This is a genomic window from Actinocorallia herbida (assembly GCF_003751225.1).
GTDB lineage: Bacteria > Actinomycetota > Actinomycetes > Streptosporangiales > Streptosporangiaceae > Actinocorallia > Actinocorallia herbida.
Genome location: NZ_RJKE01000001.1, coordinates 8,409,097 through 8,424,342, shown reverse-complemented (window position 1 = coordinate 8,424,342; position 15,246 = coordinate 8,409,097). Strand labels below are relative to the sequence as shown.

The following is a 15,246-nucleotide window of genomic DNA, read 5'->3' as shown; positions in this document are numbered from 1 at the left end:
GTGAACACCGACCACCCGAGCGACCCCGCCGAGCCCGGCTCTCCGCGTGAGGTGCCCGGCGCCTGGCGGAGCTGGGCCGACGTCGCGCCCGAACTCGCCGAGCTCCTGGACCCCGAGGGCCTCGACCTCGTCAGCCGGGCCGCCGAGGCCGCCGCGCGCTGGCACGGCGGCCAGCTGAGGCCGACGGGCGAGCCCTACACCGTCCATCTGTTCGAGGCGCTCGAGGTGCTCGCCATCGGGGCGGGCGAGCGTGATCCCCAGGTCCTGGCCGCCGCGCTGCTGCACGACACGGCCGAGGACACCGCGGCGACGATCGCCGATCTGGAGGCGGAGTTCGGGCCCGTCGTCGCCGAGTACGTGGACTGGCTGACCAAGCCCCCGGCGGCGAGCAAGCGGGAGAAGCGGACGGGCAAGGTCGCCTACCTGCGGCGGCTGCGGGAAGCACCGCCGCAGGTGATCGCGGTGAAGCTGGCGGACCGGGCGAGCAATGTCGCGACGCTGGACCGGATGCCGCTGGACTTTCAGCGCAGGTACTACGCGGAGACCGTCACCTATGTGATGCCGCTCGCGGAGGGCGCGCCGTTCTACGGGCCGTGGTTCGCGGCGTGGGCGCGGCGATTCGCCCATCTGCGCTGACGACGGCGGTGCCGGTGCCGTCTGCGGCGGCCTCCAGGGCGGCCAGGAAGGCAGGGGCGGCGTCCGCCCAGGCGAAGCGGGCGGCGGCGGCCCGGTGGCCGCGGCGGGCCATGTCCGAGCGCAGGGCGGCGTCGGCCCGCAGCCGCAGCACGGCCTGGATCGCCGCGGCGGGGTTCGGCACGATCAGGCCCGCGCCCGTCTCCTCCAGCAGGTAGGCGGCGGCGGGGTCGGGCCCGGCGATCACGGGGACGCCGTGGGCCAGGTACTCCAGGACCGGGGCGGGCACCTCACTGGTGACGGGCCGGGCGGGCCGCAGCGGGCCGAGGGCCGCCGACGCGCCGGAGACGATCCGCAGTGCCCGGTCGTTCGGCACGAACCCGTACCAGCGCAGCGCCCCCTCGCGGACGGCGTCGCGCAGCAGCGGCCTGACGTCCTCGTCGGCGGCCCCGATCAGCTCGACCGCGATCCCGTGCTCGGCCAGGCCCCTGGCCGTCTCGATGATCTCCGCCGCGCCTCCGGTCCTGGACAGCCTGCCGAGGCGGACGACCCGGGGGTCGTCCGGGGGCCGTGGCGGCTCGGCAGGGACGGGCGTCAGCGTCGGGAACCGGCCGCCGAGGACCGCGGGGACCCCGCGCGGGACCGCCCTGCGCAGCTCCGGATCGTGCAGCAGGTAGAGATCGGTGTGCCGGGCCCGTTCGGCCAGGGCCCGCCGCGCGTGCCTCAGCGTGTGGAACCGGTGCGCCCGCAGCGGCACGTCGACGGGGGTGATCTCCCGCCACGGTGTGGCGCGGTGCGCCCGGAACGGCGCGATGTACGTGACCCGGTGGCCTCCGTCGAGCAGCGCCCGGATCTGCCGGTGCAGAATCCGCGCGTCCTCGGGGTGGTGGCCGACGGTGCAGACGCAGACCCGCATGGGACTGCCTCCTGATCTCCCGCGATCCGATGAAGTTCCTTACATCGGCATCGTGACCAGCGGGGATGTACACAGAGTGAACGCCACAAGGCACCTTGCGGGCGACTGGCAAGACTGCGGCCCCGCCACCCGGGAGGGGTGACGGGGCCGTGGTCGAATGCGGGGTCGTGCTAGTCCAGATATCCCCAGGCCTTGACGATGTCGAGGAGCTTGGGGTCGATGGTGTCGACGGTGGGGAGGGGGCGGGCGGCCTGGACCTTGCCGGACTTGATGTTGGCGCTCCAGTCGCCGAAGACCGGCTTGATCGGGCCGTGGTCCTGGGATCCGTAGTCGACCATCCCGGCTTCCCAGGGGAGGCCGAGGTATTCGCAGATCCGCTTGGTCTCCCGCTCGGGGTCGGCGGTGAGGTCCTCGTACCTGACGGTGACGCCGTCGAGGTTCTGGCGGGCCTCTTCGACGCCGGCGACGTAGTTGTACGTCTCCTGGACGACGGCGTCGAGGTCGGCGCCCTTGCGGCGGTTCATCACCGACTCGACGACCGACTGGGGGTGCCGGAGCAGGAAGATGTACCGGGCCTTGGGCCAGGCGCTGTGGACACGGCGCCAGATCAGCGCGTTCGCCGGGGTCTTGTCGACGATCACGCTGGCGTGGCTGCGCTCCATCTCGTGGTGGAGGATCCGGTCCCACAGGAGGTGCTCGAGCTCCTTGCGGGTGAGGCCGAGCGCGCCCATGACGTCGTCGGAGAACTCACGGCTGGGCTCGACCTTGAGGGTCCTCAGGTGCAGTTCGTGGGGTGCCCGGATCTGGGTGTGGCTGTTGAGGATCACTCGCAGCAGGGTCGATCCGGACCGCTGGGAGGAGAGCACGAAAACGGGAGACGGGACGAGCCGCTTCGCACCGTTCCTGCGGGAGGGGACCTCGACGCGGCGCTTGGGCTTGACGCCCGGCGGTCGAAGCGCCTCCGCGAGGTGTTCGGTACGGCGGCGGATGGCCCGCTTGACGGCGGTGCTGCGCTGTGCTTCCTGCATCCCTCATGTCCCGGGTCGTTGGCGGTTCGCAGGAGACGATAGCGACGAACCTTGCCAATCTGGACTATTGTTGCTGAATATTAACTGAGAAACAGGCAACCTCGAGCCCATTATGGAGCTCGCCACGACTGCCGGATGTAGCGAACACCGCGGTTGACGATCGCGGGGTGGCTCTTGACGAGGTTTTTCTTCTCGCCCGGGTCCTTGTTGAGGTCGTACAGCTCGTAGACCCACTTGCCGTTGGGCGCGCTGTACTCGCGGCCCGGAGCCCAGCCGATCAGCTTCCACTGCCCGAAGCGGACCGCGGCAGAGCACTGCCTGCCCCGGCCGTGCTCCAGTGCCCGGTGGGTCTTGGTCGAGCCGGCGTGCAGCCGCAGCCAGTACAGGTACTCGTGCGTCGGAGCGCCCGCGCTGCCGTTGAAGACCTTGCGCAGCGAGTAGCCGTCGTTCGTGGGGGCCTTGGCGCCCGCGTAGTCGGCCATCGTGGCCATGAGGTCGTAGTGGGCCGTCGGGTGGGTGGTGCGCTTGCGGACGGTCTTGGCCAGCAGCTTGGGCGACCAGACGATGAACGGGGTCCGGATGCCGCCCTCGTACAGGTTGCGCTTGAGCCCCTTGAACGGGCCGCCCGCGTTGAAGAAGGCGGGCTCGACGCCGTTCTCCTCGTGCGCGCCGTTGTCGCCCGTGAAGATCACGATGGTGTTCTCGTCGAGGCCGTTCCGCTTGAGGGTGTCGACCAGCAGCCCGACGTAGGAGTCGAGCCGGGTGACCTGGGCGGCGTGGGTCTTGTTCGCCGGGTTCCAGGGCTTGTTGCCGTAGGCGCCGAGATCGCTGATCACCGAAGGGGCGTGCGGCAGCGGGAGTGTGAGGAGCAGCAGGAACGGGTCGTCCTTGTTCTCCTCGACGAACCCGAGCGCGCGGTCCATGATCAGGTCCGGGCCGTACAGGGCGCCGTAGTCGTCGAAGTTGCCCGGCAGGTTCACCTTGTTGCGGTTGTCCCACAGGAAGCGCGGATAGTAGCTCTTGGCCGCGTGGTGGGTCATGTACCCGAAGAACTCGCCGAAACCGCGCGCGTTGGGGTGGCTGCCCTCGTCGCCGGCGTTCCGGCCGAAGCCCCACTTGCCGAACATGCCCGTCTTGTAGCCGACGGACTGGAGCACGTCGCCGATGGTGCGGGTGCCGGCCGGGAGGGGCAGCTCGCCCTCCTTCGGCGGGTTGCGCCGGACGGGGTTGTGCCCGGCGTGCAGTCCGGTGAGCATCGAGGCCCGGGACGGCGCGCAGACGGGCGCGGGCGCGTAGGCGTCGGTGAAGCGCAGGCCCTCGTTCGCCAGCTGGTCGAGCCGGGGTGTGTTGATCTTCGTCTGGCCGTAGGCGCCGAGCTGGCCCCAGCCCAGGTCGTCGGCGAGGATGACGACGAAGTTCGGCTTGCCGGCCACCGGGCCGCGCTGGGCCACGTCGCCCATCGGCTCGACCTCGGCGAGGTCGCCGTGCGGTGAGCTGGGCGGCTGTTCGGGCGCGGCCAGCCGGGGCGTGGCGGACCCGTCGTTCTGGGACGGCCAGACCGCGCAGGCGGCTGAGCCCGCGGCCAGAACGCCCGCGCCGAACAGGAAGCGACGCCTGTCAGTCAAGAGATGGCTCCTGGGGGAGAGTGGGGGACCGCAGGCAGCTTAGCGAGATCGACACCCGTAAAGATTGTTAATCGCTCCCGACAGCTCATGTTGGTTGTCCGTTCATGTGCGTCTGCGAAGCTTCTGGTGACACTCAGTCACATCGTGACGGAACCTGACCCGTATTGATAGGTGGCGATGACGGATCTGGCCTGGGTCGAGTCACCCCTCCAGTTGCTGTCGGTCCTGGAGGCGCGACACGCCGGGGTGCTCGGGCCGGTGGTGGTGCGGGTCCGCACGGGTTCGCCCGCGCTGGCCGCGACCGCCGCGGAGGTCGCGCGGCTCGGCCTGCCCTCGGGCGTCGTGCTCGAGGACGCGACCCGCGCGTCGGCGGGCCGCGGGGCCTGGGCGCTCGGCGACGCGTTCTCCGGGCAGGCGCAGGCCACTTTGCTCACCGGGCGCGCGCCCGGGCGCGTCGTGCTGGTCGACGACGGGCTGGCGACGCTGCATCTGCTCGGCCTCCTGTCCGGGCCGTGGCGGCAGCCGCTGATCCGGGCGCGGGCCAAGGCGGGACTCGTGCGCCGGGGGCTCGGCGCGCTCGCCGGGGCGCGGCTGCGCTCGCTCGCGGAGCGGGGCAGGGTGACGGTGTTCACCGGCCTGCCGGTCCCGTCGGCGGTGCTGGCGCGGGCGAACCGGGTCGGCATCTCCGTCGTCTCGCACGACTTCCCATATCTGCGCTCGCTGCCCGCCGACCCGCCCCCGGCGGAGCGCGTGGTGATGCTGGGCACGTCGCTGGTCGCCAACGGGCTGATCGACCGTGGGGAGTACCTGCGCTGGCTGAACGGGCGGGCCGCGGTGGAGCCGTTCGTCTACCACCCGCACCGGCGCGAGTGCCCGCAGGTGCTGGAGGCGCTGCGGGCGGACCCTCGGGTGCGCGTGCACGACACGAAGCTGCCCGTCGAACTGAGCCTGCGCGGCCTGACGTCCTGGCACCGCGTGGTCAGCCTGCCCTCGACCGCCCTGTCGTCGCTGCGCGTCCTGCTGGGCGGGCAGGGGCCGGTCATCGAGGGCGTCACCGTGCCGCACGCGTGGTGGACCGAGCAGGCCGACGCGTCGCTCCGCACCCATCTCAGCCTCTTCACGGTAGGACCGGAGTTCGCTTGAGGGTCCTCGCCGTCGCCGATTCCGACTCCTATCTCAAGTGGGGCGCAGCGCTGCTGCGCGGGCTGCCCGGCGAGCACCGGCTCGTGGTGGTGCGCTCGCCGATCACGCCGTCGGCCGAGCAGCGGGCCGCCGCGGTGAGCGGGAGCGGCTACGACCTCCCGCCCGTGGTGTCGGCCCGTCAGTACCGGGCGCTGCTGCGGAGCCTCGACCCGGACGCGGTGCTGCTGTGCTGCACCGGGCCGGTCGTGCGCGCGCTCGCGCCCGCGGTCTCGCGGGGCCGCCGCCGCGTCCTGGTGACGGGTCTGCCGGGCATCTCCGTCCCGGCCACCCAGCGCGCTTGGGAGCTGCGGGCCTCGGCCGATCTCTTCGTGGTGCACAGCGGACGTGAGGTCGCGGAGTTCTCGGCCATCGGCCGCGCGCTGGGGCTGCCCGGCCGGGTCGTCCGGGCCACGTTGCCGTTCCTGGGGAACCTGCCGGAGGCGGGCGCGCCCGACCGCGTCGTGTTCGCCACCCAGGCGAAGGTCCCCGCCGAGCGGGCCGACCGCGAGGCGGTCCTGCACGCGCTCGCCGCGCTGGCGCTCGGCAGGCCGGACCTGCGGGTCGTGGTGAAGCTGCGCGCGCTGCCCGGCGAGGAGCAGACGCACCGGGAACTGCTGCACTACGCGGAGCTGTGGCCCGACCTGCCCTACGACCGGGATCTGCTGGAGTTCGACGCGGGCCCGATGCGCTCCCATCTTCAGTCGGCCGCCGGGTTCGTCACGGTCAGCTCGACCGCGGCGCTCGAGGCGATCGCCTCCGGCGTCCCGCTGCTCGTCCTTGAGGACTTCGGCGTGTCGGCCGAGATGATCAACCTGGTCTTCGAGGGCAGCGGGGTGCTCGGCACCCTGGACGAGCTGGCGCGCGGCGCGTTCAAGAAGCCCGATCCGCGCTGGTGCCGGGAGAACTACTTCCACCCGGCGTCCGAGGACGACTGGGCGGACGCGCTCGACGATCTCGTGGCCACCGCCGACGGGCTGCCGCCCCGGCCGCGCGCGGCGGGCGGCCGCAAGGAGCGGCTGCGCGCCCGGCTGCGGGTGGAGCTGCCGCCCCCCGCCTACCTGGCGCTCATGCGCGTCCGCCGGGCGCTGCGCGTGCCGCGCGTGCCGCGCGGCGGCTGATCGGTCAGGCCCGCGACCCCTTCGAGCAGGTCCCTGCGCTCGGGCCCCCAGCCGCGCAGGACCGAGGCCAGGACGTCCGGAGGGAACGTGCGAAGGGTGGCGGCCGCCCTTGCGCGCTGGGTCGCCTGGAGCCCCGGGGTGAGGCGGGCCTCGGCTCCTATCTGCCGGGCCATGATGGCGCAGTAGTTGCGGATCGCCTTGTAGTGCAGTTCGGGCGGCTCCCCGTCGGCGGTGAGGTCGGCGAGGATGCCGTCGAACGCGTCGAAGTAGTGCAGCTGCCGGGCATCGCCGATGCGGGTGAGCGCGGTCGTGGCGCCCCGCCGGTAGAACAGCCCGCGCAGGGACACGACGGCGAAGTCGTCGGCGCGCCGGTAGAGCCGCCAGAACCAGGGGCGGTCCTCGGCGGTGTGCAGCCTGGGGTCGAACTCCAGCAGCGGGCCTAGCGCGCGGCGGTAGATCCCGGCCCAGGTGTAGGGGTAGTCGACCATCGACTTGTCGTGCTGCGGCAGGATCGCGGGCCGCGCGGGCAGCCGCTCGCCGAGCCTGGCCTCGGGCGGGACGCGCAGGATCCGCCGCGCCCCCTTGGCCTCGATGTGGTCGGTCATGACGAAGTCGCAGCCCAGGGTCTCGATGGCGGCGACGAGTTCGGCGAGGTAGCCGGGCCGGATCCAGTCGTCGCCGTCGAGGAAGGTGACGTACCGGCCGGACGCCTCGGCGAGGCCGGTGTTCCGCGCCGCAGACGGGCCTCCCGGCGCCTGGTGCGTCAGGATCCGGAGGCCGGGGACGCGGGCGCGGCGCAGCAGCTCGGCGGTGGCATCGGTGGAGCCGTCGTCGACGACGAGGAACTCGAAGCCCGGCCGGACGTTGGCGGACAGGGAGGCGAGGAGGTCGGGGACGTAGCGGGCTACGTCACGGACCGGGCTGATCACCGACAGGACGGACATGGCGGGGGTGCGCTCCGAGGTGCAGGACGCGGCGCAGCCGCTGCGCCGTGGCGGGGGCGGGCAGGCCGAGCGCCGCGAGCCCGGAGGCCGGGAAGTACCCGTGTGCGGCGTCGGCCCCGGTCAGGTGCGCGACGGCGGCCGGACGGAGATCGGGGAGCTGTCCGGGCCGCAGCGTGTAGGCGAGGGCGTCGAGGAGTGGTTGCAGCGCCGGGCCGGTGCGGGCGCCCCGACCGGGCGGGGGGATGAGCCGGCCGCCGCGGGTGAGCAGCGGGACGGTCAGGTGGGTGAGGGTCGCGGGGACCCGCTCGGAGGTCGGCACGAGCCGCCGGGCGCCGGCCGCGGCGACGGTGACGCCGCCGACCCTGGCGAGCGCGGTGAGCGTCGCGGAGGAGTGCCCGACGGCGAGGACGGGCCGCACCGACCAGGGGTCGGCGACGGTCTCGACGGTGAGGCGCAGCCTCCGCGCCTCCCGCAGGACGGCCCCGGGCACGGCCTCGCCCGCGCAGCGCAGCAGCCCGATCCCGCGCGCGGCGACGGCCCGGACCGCGCCGGCCAGCACGACCTGTTCCGCCGCGGCCGGGAGCACCCCGCGCGCGGCGAGGTCCTCCGGCAGCAGCAGCGCCCCCTCGGCGGGCGTGCCGGGCGGCCCCAGCAGTTCCCGCAGCGGCGCGGCGGGCACCGGCGTGGAGGCGAGCCCGTACTCGCGCAGCAACAGCGGCGACAGCCCCGGCACGAGATCGAGGTGGAGCAGCCGGACGATCCGCGACCCGACCCCGTCCGGCGGCCTGACCTCGGTGGGCCCGTAGGCGTCCAGCCCCGCGGCGCACACCGTGATCCGGGCCCCCGCGAGGATCGCCCCGAGCGTCGGCAGCGCGGCGGGCGTGTCGACGACGAGATGGACGCCCCCGGCGAGCCCGGATCCCGCGAGCGCGGGTCCGGTGTCCGCGGCACCCGGGTGAAGGGGTCCGCCGGGTGCGGAGCCCGCGGACTCGGGGCCCGAGCACGCGGGCCCGGCGGGTGCCGCGCCGGGAAGGGACCAGTGTTCGGTGAGCCAGCGTTCCAGGACGGGGAGGTCCTGGGGGCGGGGGGCCCAGCCGAGGGGGCGGAGCGGGGCGAACTCGGCGTCCCAGTCGAGGACGTCCGTGAAGCGCGCGGCGATGGCGGGGCCCGGCGGCTCGGAGGTCAGCAGGATCCGGCGCGGCGCCGTGGGGAGCAGGCCGAGGTCCAGGGCCGCGGCGATCGTGGCGGCGCCGAGCCGGGTTGCCGCCGCGCACAGCAGGACCGGGCCGGGCATCGCGGGCTCAGTCCCGCAGCCGGTCGACCCGGCGCAGCGCGGCGACCGCGAGTTTGCGGCGGCGGCTCGCCCGGGGCAGCGCGGCGGAGACGAGCGCGCGCTCCCCGGCCGGGAGCCCGCCGGGCAGCCCGAGCGAGGTGAGGCGGCGTCGCTTGAAGTACCGCTGGACGTCCGGCCACCGCTCGTCGAGGTAGCGGACCGCCGCGGACCGCAGTTCGGGACGGGTGCCCGCCTGCATGGCGTAGGTCACCGCGGTCACCAGGGGTTCGAGCGCCGGGCCGGGGAACTCCGGCTCGGCGAGCACGCCGTCCTCGCCGAGGGCGGGCACGGTCGCGTCGACGATGGTGACCGGGACGCGGTTGCTGTTCTCGTACGGCGCGAGCCTGTCGAGCAGGCCCGCGGTGCCGACCGCCGCCGCGGGGACGCCGTAGTAGCGCGCCGCGGTGATCTGCGCCGTCGAGAAGCAGCCGACGATCAGTGCGGGCCGTACCGCCGCGCACCAAGTCTCGGCCGGTACGGGTTGGTCGACGACCAGGAGCCGCGCGCCGAGCCGCCGGGCCTCATTCGCCAGGCGTTCGGTCGCCCGGACCGGGCTGGCCGGATGGGGCTTGAAGAGCACGGTCGTGTGCCCACGGGCCACGACTCCACGCAGCATCGCCACATGGAGGTCATCTTCCTCCTGCGCGGTCAGGATTTCCAGAGCGGCCAGGTACTGACCGACGACGAGTGGTGTGCCTTCGGGGACCGCGGTCCCGTCCGGCGCGGTCAGCGCGGGCCTGACGGCCTCGGTCAGCTCGTCCAGGACCTTGCGGAACGCCGCGTCGGGAATGGTCGCCGACGGCACGGCGTACTCGCGCAGCAGGTGCGGGATGAGGCCGGGGACGAGGTCGAGGTGCAGGAGCCGGTCGATCCGGCTGCCGACGCCGGTCGGCAGCGCGCTGCGGGTCGGCCCGTAGGACATGAGCCCGTCGGAGTAGACGGTGATCGGCGCGTCGAAGAACAGCGCGCACAGCGTCCGGGCGGGCGCGACCGCGATCGACTCGACCACGAGTTCGACGTCCTGCCCGGTGAGTCCCCATCTGTCGCGCAGCCACCGCTCGTACAGCGGCAGCTCCTCCTCGCGGGGCTGCCACCCCGACGGGTGCAGCGGCGCGATCTCGGCGTTCCAGTCGACGAGCACGTCGAAGCGCTTCCCGATCGCCGCCCAGCCGGGCTGCTCGGTGAGCCCGGGGGTGAGTTCGGGGATCGCCGCGTTGTTGCTGACGATGAGGACGCGCTTGGCGTCCCCGGCGCCGAGGAGCCCGGCGTCGAGGGCGGCGGCGAGGGTCAGGGCCCCGAACGGGGTCGAGGCCAGGAGGATCTGTGTAGCGCTCAAGCGTCGATGCCCAACAGGTCGGCGAACAGGTCACGGCGGTCGGCGCCGAGCCCCGGCAGGGCCTCGGCGAGGGCGTCGGGGGGGAACCCCTCGACGGTCTTGCGGGCGCGGCGGCGCAGTTCCCGGCGCAGGGCCGGGGTGAGCCTGTCCCGTTCGGTCAGGTGGTGGGCGATCAGCGCGCAGTACGTCCGCACGGCTTTGCGGCGCAGCTTCTCGGCCTCGGGGTCGGACTCCAGGTCGGACAGGACGAGGTCGAACGCGTCGAAGAAGTGCAGCTGCCTGGCGTCGCCGATGCGGGTGAGCGAGCCGGCGACCGCGCGCCGGTAGAACACCCCGGCGAGGGAGGCGACGGCGTAGGTCGCCGCCTCCCGGTGCAGCCGCCAGATCCACGGCCTGTCCTCGGCGGTGTGCAGCCGGTCGTGGAACCGGAGCAGCTCGCCGAGCGAGCGCCGGTAGACGCCCGCCCAGGCGTACGGGTAGTCGACCATCGACCTGTCGTGCACGGGCAGGATCGCGTCGCGCGGGTCGAGCACCTTCCCGCGGCGGCCCATCGGCGCCCGGTGCAGCACGTGCCGCCGCCCGGTCACCTGGATGTGGTCGACCCGGACGAAGTCGCACCCGAGCCCTTCGATGGTGTCGGCGAGCGCGGTGAAGTAGCCGGGCGCGACCCAGTCGTCGCCGTCCAGGAAGGTGACGTACTCGCCGCGCGCGGCGTCCAGCCCGGTGTTCCGCGCCCCGCTCAGGCCGAGCGGCGACGGGTTGGTGAGCACGGTCAGGCCGGGCACCCCGGATTCGGCGAGCAGCCGCGGCGTGTCGTCGCGGCTGCCGTCGTCGACGGCCAGGAACTCGATGTCCGGCGCGGTGTTGCGGCGCAGGGTGAGCAGCATGTCCCCGACGTAGGACTGGACGTCCCGCATCGGGATGACGACCGTCAGCCGGGGCGCTCCCGCGATGGCCGTCCCCATCAGGCGGTGGTGCGCCGCAGCCGCTCGCGCGGCTCGGCCTCGCCGGGGAAGACCCGCTTGACGCCGTCGCCCAGGGCGGTCTCGATCACGCGGATGTCGCGGACGAGGTGCTGGAGACCGGTCGGCTCCAGGGAGGCGGCGTGGTCGGAGCCCCACATGGTGCGGTCGAGGGTGATGTGCCGCTCGATCGCACAGGCGCCGAGGGTGACGGCGGCGAGGCTGATCTGGAGGCCGCGCTCGTGTCCGGAGTAGCCCACGGGAACACCGTAGCGCTCACGGAGCGTGGTGATGGTGCGCAGGTTCGCCTCTTCGGCGGGCAGCGGGTAGGTGGAGGTCGCGTGCAGGATGACCAGGTTCTCCGTGCCGAGGATCTCGACCGCCTCGTCGATCTCGGCGATTTCCGACATCCCGGTTGAAAGGATCACGGGCTTGCCGGTGGCGGCCAGGGCGCGCAGCAGCTCGCGGTCGGTGATCGACGCGGACGCCACCTTGTGCGTGACGACGTCGAACTCCTCGAGGAAGTCGACCGAGGGCACGTCCCAGGGGGAGGCGAACCACTGGAGGCCGCGCTCGCCGCAGTACTTGGCGATCTCGGCGTACTGCTCGTGGTCGAACTCGACCCGGTGCTTGTACTCCAGGTAGGTCATGTCGCCCCACGGGGTGGAGCGGATCTTGGACTGCTGCTCGACCGGGACGCAGATCTCCGGCGTCCGCTTCTGGAACTTCACCGCGTCGCAGCCGGCGTTGGCCGCGACGTCGATGAGCTGCCGGCAGATCGACATGTCGCCGTTGTGGTTGATGCCGATCTCGCCGATGACGTAGACGGGCCGGCCGTCGCCGACCGAGAGGTCGCCTATGCGGACCGGGGTGCTGTTGGGAGACATGCCTATTCCTCGCTCTGTGAAGAAGTCTTGTGGGTGCGGACCAGGTCGCAGACCTCGCGGACCGCGCCCCCTCCGCCCGGACGGGTGAGTACGAGCCGGGCCGCCGCGAGGACGTCCGGGTGCGCGCCGGGCACCGCGACCGGCCAGCCCACGAGGGCCAGACAGCCGAGGTCGTTGACGTCGTTGCCGACGTAGGCGACGCGCGCGGGGTCCCACCCCGCGTCGCGCAGCCACTTCTCCAGGACGGCGGCCTTGTCGGCGACGCCGTGCAGGACCGGGACGCCGAGCTTCTCGGCGCGGGCCCGGACCACGGGGTTGGTCTCGGTGGACAGGATGAGGAACGGGATGCCCGCCTTCTTGAGCAGGGCGACCCCCATCCCGTCCTCGCGGGAGACCGTGACGGTCTCGGTGCCGTCCTGGCCGACGCCCGCCCGGTCGTCGGTGTGCACGCCGTCGAAGTCGGTGACGACCGCGTCGACGTCGAGGGGCTCGGGGCGGTCGGCCAGGGGGGCCAGGGCGCGGGCCACGGCGAGGTCGGCGTGGGAGTCGATCTCCACGGCGTGCTCGCGCGGCACGGGCTGGGCGGCGATGGCGCCGAAGAACCGGTGGCCGTGTTCCAGCAGGCCGGTGGTCCGCATCACGTAGAACGCGCCGGTCTCGCGGAAGTGCGGGGCGCGGTCCTGGCGGCGGGGCCGGAACGCGGCGCTGTGGCCCACTCCGGCCACTCCGTCGGGGCCCTCGGCCCACTGGAACTCGTGGCATTCCAGGGCGGCGAAGACGCTGTCGGCGGTCCCGTCGAGCACCCGGGTGATCGCGGCGTCGAGATCGTCGGGGTCGAGGAACGGCGACGTGCACTGGATCAGGACGGTCGCCTCGGGCGGCTCGGGCAGGGTGGCGATCGCGTGCAGGACCGCGGACTCCGAGGACGCGGTGTCGCCGGACAGCTCGTCCGGCCGCTCCACCACGCGGGCGCCCGCGGCCCGTGCGACCTCGGCGATCTCCCGGTCGTCGGTGGAGACCAGCACGGTCTCGACGGTCCGGGCGGCCAGGGCGGCGCGGATCGCCCGGGTGACCAGGGGCACACCGCCGACCCTGGCCAGGTTCTTGCCGGGGACGCCCTTGGAGCCGCCCCGGGCCGGGATCACGCAGACCGCCCGTCCCGTGTGAAGTCCGCTGTGGAGTCGCACACATCTTCCTCGTCGTCGCCGCCCGGTGGTCGGGCAGAGGACTCCGAAGCTAGGAGGCCGATGTGACGCGCTGTGAGCGTGGAGGTGAACGAAGCGCGGCTGAGGTGTGGACACTGCGGCGCCGGGTGCGTACTTTATGTTCGCCTTAACCAGCCATGATCGTTTCGGCGGAGTTCTCGCGCAAAGGCTCCAGGGTCCGGCTAATGTGCATGTGCTCCCTTGTGACAGGAAATCTCGCGTGCCTCACCCCAAAGCCAGCGTCATCGTGCCGGTCTACAACTGCCGGACGAGCCTGGAACACTGCGTCGGATCGGTGCTCTCTCAGACCCTGAGCGATCTCGAACTGATCTGCGTGGACGACGGCTCGACCGACGGCAGCCTCGAGCTGCTGCGGCAGATCAGCGACCCACGGATGACCGTGATCACCCAGCCGAACTCCGGCGGCCCCGGCGCCCCCCGCAACGCGGGCCTGGACCGGGCGACGGGCGAGTTCGTCCTCTTCCTCGACGCCGACGACTGGCTCGGGCCCCGCGCCCTTGAGCTGATGGTCGGCATGGCCGAGGACAACGACACCGACATCGTGATCGGCAAGTACGTCGGCGTCGGCCGCAAGGTCCCGGTCCGGCTGTTCCGCCAGACCGTCGCCCGCACCACGATCTACGACGACAAACCCGACCTGTACGCCACGCTGGCGCCGCTCAAGCTGTTCCGGCGCGAGCTCATCGGGGACATGCGCTTCCCCGAGGGACTGCTGTCGCACGAGGACCAGGAGTTCACGGCCCTCGCGTACTTCAAGGCCAAGGCCGTCAGCGTGCTCGCCGACTACGACGCCTACTTCTGGGTGGAGCGTGAGGACGGCAGCAGCATCATGCAGCAGGGCGGCGCCGTCGACGACGCGTTCTTCCCGGTGATCGGCAGGGTGATGCGCCTGGTCGAGGCGCACACCGAGCCGGGCAACGCGCGCAACCGCATGCTGCGGCGGCACTTCCGCGAGGAGGTCATGTCCCGGTTCGGGCGCGCCTACCTCGCCTCGTCCCCCGCGGACCGGGTGATCACCGAGGGCTACGCCCGCGAGCTGATGGAGCAGCACCTCACCCCGGAGATCACCGAGGCGAGCGCCCCCTTCTTCCGGCAGCTCGCCCACTGCCTGCTCAACGGCCGCGAGGACCTGCTGCCCGAGATCGTGGCCTTCCGGGTCGCCGTGGACGCCGAGGAGGCGGTCGCGCCGCTCAAGGCGGTCGACGGCCGGATCTACCAGGACACGCCGGGCTTCGGCGAACTGCCGGACTCCTGCTATGACGTCTCCGACCGGGTCCCGTTCCGGGTCGCGCTGACCCGCGCCGAATGGGAGGGCTCCGGCCTCGTCCTGGAAGGCGACGTGGAGCTGCCCGGGGCGGTCCCGGCCGAACTGTCGGTGGTGCTGCGCGACCGGAACGACGACCCCGTCGAGTACCCGTTCGCGGTGGCGTCGACCGCGCCGTTCCGGGTCGTCCTCGACCTCGCCGAGACCACCCTCGCCAAGGGCCGCTGGGACCTCGTGGTGCGCGCCTCGCTGGGCGGGGTGCCGCTGGCGGCCCGCCCGTCGCTGGGCGAGCTGGAGGTGCCCGGCGACAGGTACGTCCCGGTCCACGACGGCAAGCCCGTGGTCCGAGGGCATGTCACCGACTACGGAAACCTGAGCGTCGACGCCGGATGGCAGTCCAAGACGCCGGAGTGGTCCGCCTCGGCCCGGGTCGTGGGCGGCGCCCTCGAGGTCGTCGGGGAAATGCCGGCGTCCACCCCCGTCAAGATCGTGGCGAAGCTGCGCGGCGAGAGCGAGGTGGTCGAGGTCCCGGCGAAGTTCTCCGGTGACTCCTTCACCGCGTCCCTGCCGCTCAAGCAGATGCGCGACGGCACCTGGCAGATCGAGTTCGAGGTCGGCGGGATGCGCGGCGCGTTCCTGCCGGACGCGCTCGCCTCCGGCCGGATCGGGCTGCGCCGCACGGGGCGGCCCTACCGGACGAACGGCGGGCGCCTCGCGGCCACCCTCGCCGCCGCGCCGGTGCTGCCGCGATTGCTCGCGAAGGCGGGCCTGCGCGGCAGGCCCTGAACCAGG

At 73.0% G+C, this 15,246-nt stretch carries 13 protein-coding genes; 4 read left to right on the top strand and 9 right to left on the bottom strand.

The features are described 5' to 3' along the window. The gene (locus EDD29_RS38245; protein ID WP_246053214.1) at window positions 1–636 is read left to right on the top strand and encodes an HD domain-containing protein; all 636 of its coding nucleotides are present in this window, start codon (window positions 1–3) and stop codon (window positions 634–636) included. On the opposite strand, the gene EDD29_RS38240 is transcribed toward EDD29_RS38245, so the two are convergent. The 3 genes from EDD29_RS38240 to EDD29_RS38230 form a co-directional block, all read right to left on the bottom strand. After that, window positions 548–1,549, bottom strand: a complete 1,002-nt coding sequence (locus EDD29_RS38240) for a glycosyltransferase (protein ID WP_123669068.1) — start codon at window positions 1,547–1,549, stop codon at window positions 548–550. The two genes, EDD29_RS38245 and EDD29_RS38240, sit on opposite strands and share 89 nt — an antisense overlap. Window positions 1,550–1,719: 170 nt before the next feature. After that, window positions 1,720–2,577 carry a sulfotransferase family protein gene (locus tag EDD29_RS38235; RefSeq protein WP_123669067.1) on the bottom strand — a complete coding sequence of 286 codons (858 nt, stop codon included), beginning with the start codon at window positions 2,575–2,577 and terminating at the stop codon, window positions 1,720–1,722. Window positions 2,578–2,687: 110 nt separating this feature from the next. Continuing rightward, window positions 2,688–4,202 carry an arylsulfatase gene (locus EDD29_RS38230; RefSeq protein WP_123669066.1) on the bottom strand — a complete coding sequence of 505 codons (1,515 nt, stop codon included), beginning with the start codon at window positions 4,200–4,202 and terminating at the stop codon, window positions 2,688–2,690. A 177-nt stretch (window positions 4,203–4,379) separates the two neighbouring features. Here EDD29_RS38230 and EDD29_RS38225 point away from each other — a divergent pair, with 177 nt between their 5' ends. Beyond that, window positions 4,380–5,345 (top strand): hypothetical protein, encoded by a 966-nt coding sequence (locus EDD29_RS38225; RefSeq protein WP_123669065.1) that lies wholly within the window; start codon window positions 4,380–4,382, stop codon window positions 5,343–5,345. Next, on the top strand, window positions 5,342–6,502 hold the full coding sequence (locus EDD29_RS38220; protein ID WP_123669064.1) for a DUF6716 putative glycosyltransferase: 1,161 nt from the start codon (window positions 5,342–5,344) through the stop codon (window positions 6,500–6,502). Before EDD29_RS38225 ends, EDD29_RS38220 begins: the two co-directional genes overlap by 4 nt. Here EDD29_RS38220 and EDD29_RS38215 read toward each other — a convergent pair. The 6 genes from EDD29_RS38215 to EDD29_RS38190 are packed head-to-tail and all read right to left on the bottom strand — an operon-like array spanning window position 6,439 to window position 13,151. Next, on the bottom strand, window positions 6,439–7,446 hold the full coding sequence (locus EDD29_RS38215) for a glycosyltransferase family 2 protein (RefSeq protein ID WP_123669063.1): 1,008 nt from the start codon (window positions 7,444–7,446) through the stop codon (window positions 6,439–6,441). The two genes, EDD29_RS38220 and EDD29_RS38215, sit on opposite strands and share 64 nt — an antisense overlap. Next, window positions 7,412–8,740 (bottom strand): hypothetical protein, encoded by a 1,329-nt coding sequence (locus tag EDD29_RS45075; RefSeq protein WP_148086237.1) that lies wholly within the window; start codon window positions 8,738–8,740, stop codon window positions 7,412–7,414. The genes EDD29_RS38215 and EDD29_RS45075 overlap by 35 nt, the downstream gene beginning before the upstream one ends. Window positions 8,741–8,747: 7 nt before the next feature. Beyond that, window positions 8,748–10,115, bottom strand: coding sequence for an alpha-2,8-polysialyltransferase family protein (locus tag EDD29_RS38205; protein WP_123669061.1), 1,368 nt, complete (start codon window positions 10,113–10,115; stop codon window positions 8,748–8,750). Beyond that, window positions 10,112–11,080, bottom strand: a complete 969-nt coding sequence (locus EDD29_RS38200; RefSeq protein ID WP_123669060.1) for a glycosyltransferase family 2 protein — start codon at window positions 11,078–11,080, stop codon at window positions 10,112–10,114. Before EDD29_RS38200 ends, EDD29_RS38205 begins: the two co-directional genes overlap by 4 nt. Beyond that, window positions 11,080–11,964 carry an N-acetylneuraminate synthase family protein gene (locus EDD29_RS38195; protein WP_123669059.1) on the bottom strand — a complete coding sequence of 295 codons (885 nt, stop codon included), beginning with the start codon at window positions 11,962–11,964 and terminating at the stop codon, window positions 11,080–11,082. The genes EDD29_RS38200 and EDD29_RS38195 overlap by 1 nt, the downstream gene beginning before the upstream one ends. A 2-nt stretch (window positions 11,965–11,966) precedes the next feature. Then, a complete protein-coding gene (locus EDD29_RS38190) occupies window positions 11,967–13,151 on the bottom strand; it encodes an acylneuraminate cytidylyltransferase (RefSeq protein ID WP_123669058.1) in 1,185 nt (394 codons plus the stop codon). A gap of 238 nt (window positions 13,152–13,389) precedes the next feature. Between EDD29_RS38190 and EDD29_RS38185 the strand changes: the two genes are divergently transcribed. Continuing rightward, window positions 13,390–15,240 carry a glycosyltransferase family 2 protein gene (locus EDD29_RS38185; RefSeq protein ID WP_170201740.1) on the top strand — a complete coding sequence of 617 codons (1,851 nt, stop codon included), beginning with the start codon at window positions 13,390–13,392 and terminating at the stop codon, window positions 15,238–15,240. Window positions 15,241–15,246 lie beyond the last annotated feature (6 nt).

Bases quoted from the DNA above. Each gene is read 5' to 3' on its own strand.
- EDD29_RS38195 (WP_123669059.1), bottom strand. From the start codon at position 11,964: ATGTCTCCCAACAGCACCCCGGTCCGCATAGGCGACCTCTCGGTCGGC.
- EDD29_RS45075 (WP_148086237.1), bottom strand. From the start codon at position 8,740: ATGCCCGGCCCGGTCCTGCTGTGCGCGGCGGCAACCCGGCTCGGCGCC.
- EDD29_RS38200 (WP_123669060.1), bottom strand. From the start codon at position 11,080: ATGGGGACGGCCATCGCGGGAGCGCCCCGGCTGACGGTCGTCATCCCG.
- EDD29_RS38215 (WP_123669063.1), bottom strand. From the start codon at position 7,446: ATGTCCGTCCTGTCGGTGATCAGCCCGGTCCGTGACGTAGCCCGCTAC.
- EDD29_RS38235 (WP_123669067.1), bottom strand. From the start codon at position 2,577: ATGCAGGAAGCACAGCGCAGCACCGCCGTCAAGCGGGCCATCCGCCGC.
- EDD29_RS38225 (WP_123669065.1), top strand. From the start codon at position 4,380: ATGACGGATCTGGCCTGGGTCGAGTCACCCCTCCAGTTGCTGTCGGTC.
- EDD29_RS38240 (WP_123669068.1), bottom strand. From the start codon at position 1,549: ATGCGGGTCTGCGTCTGCACCGTCGGCCACCACCCCGAGGACGCGCGG.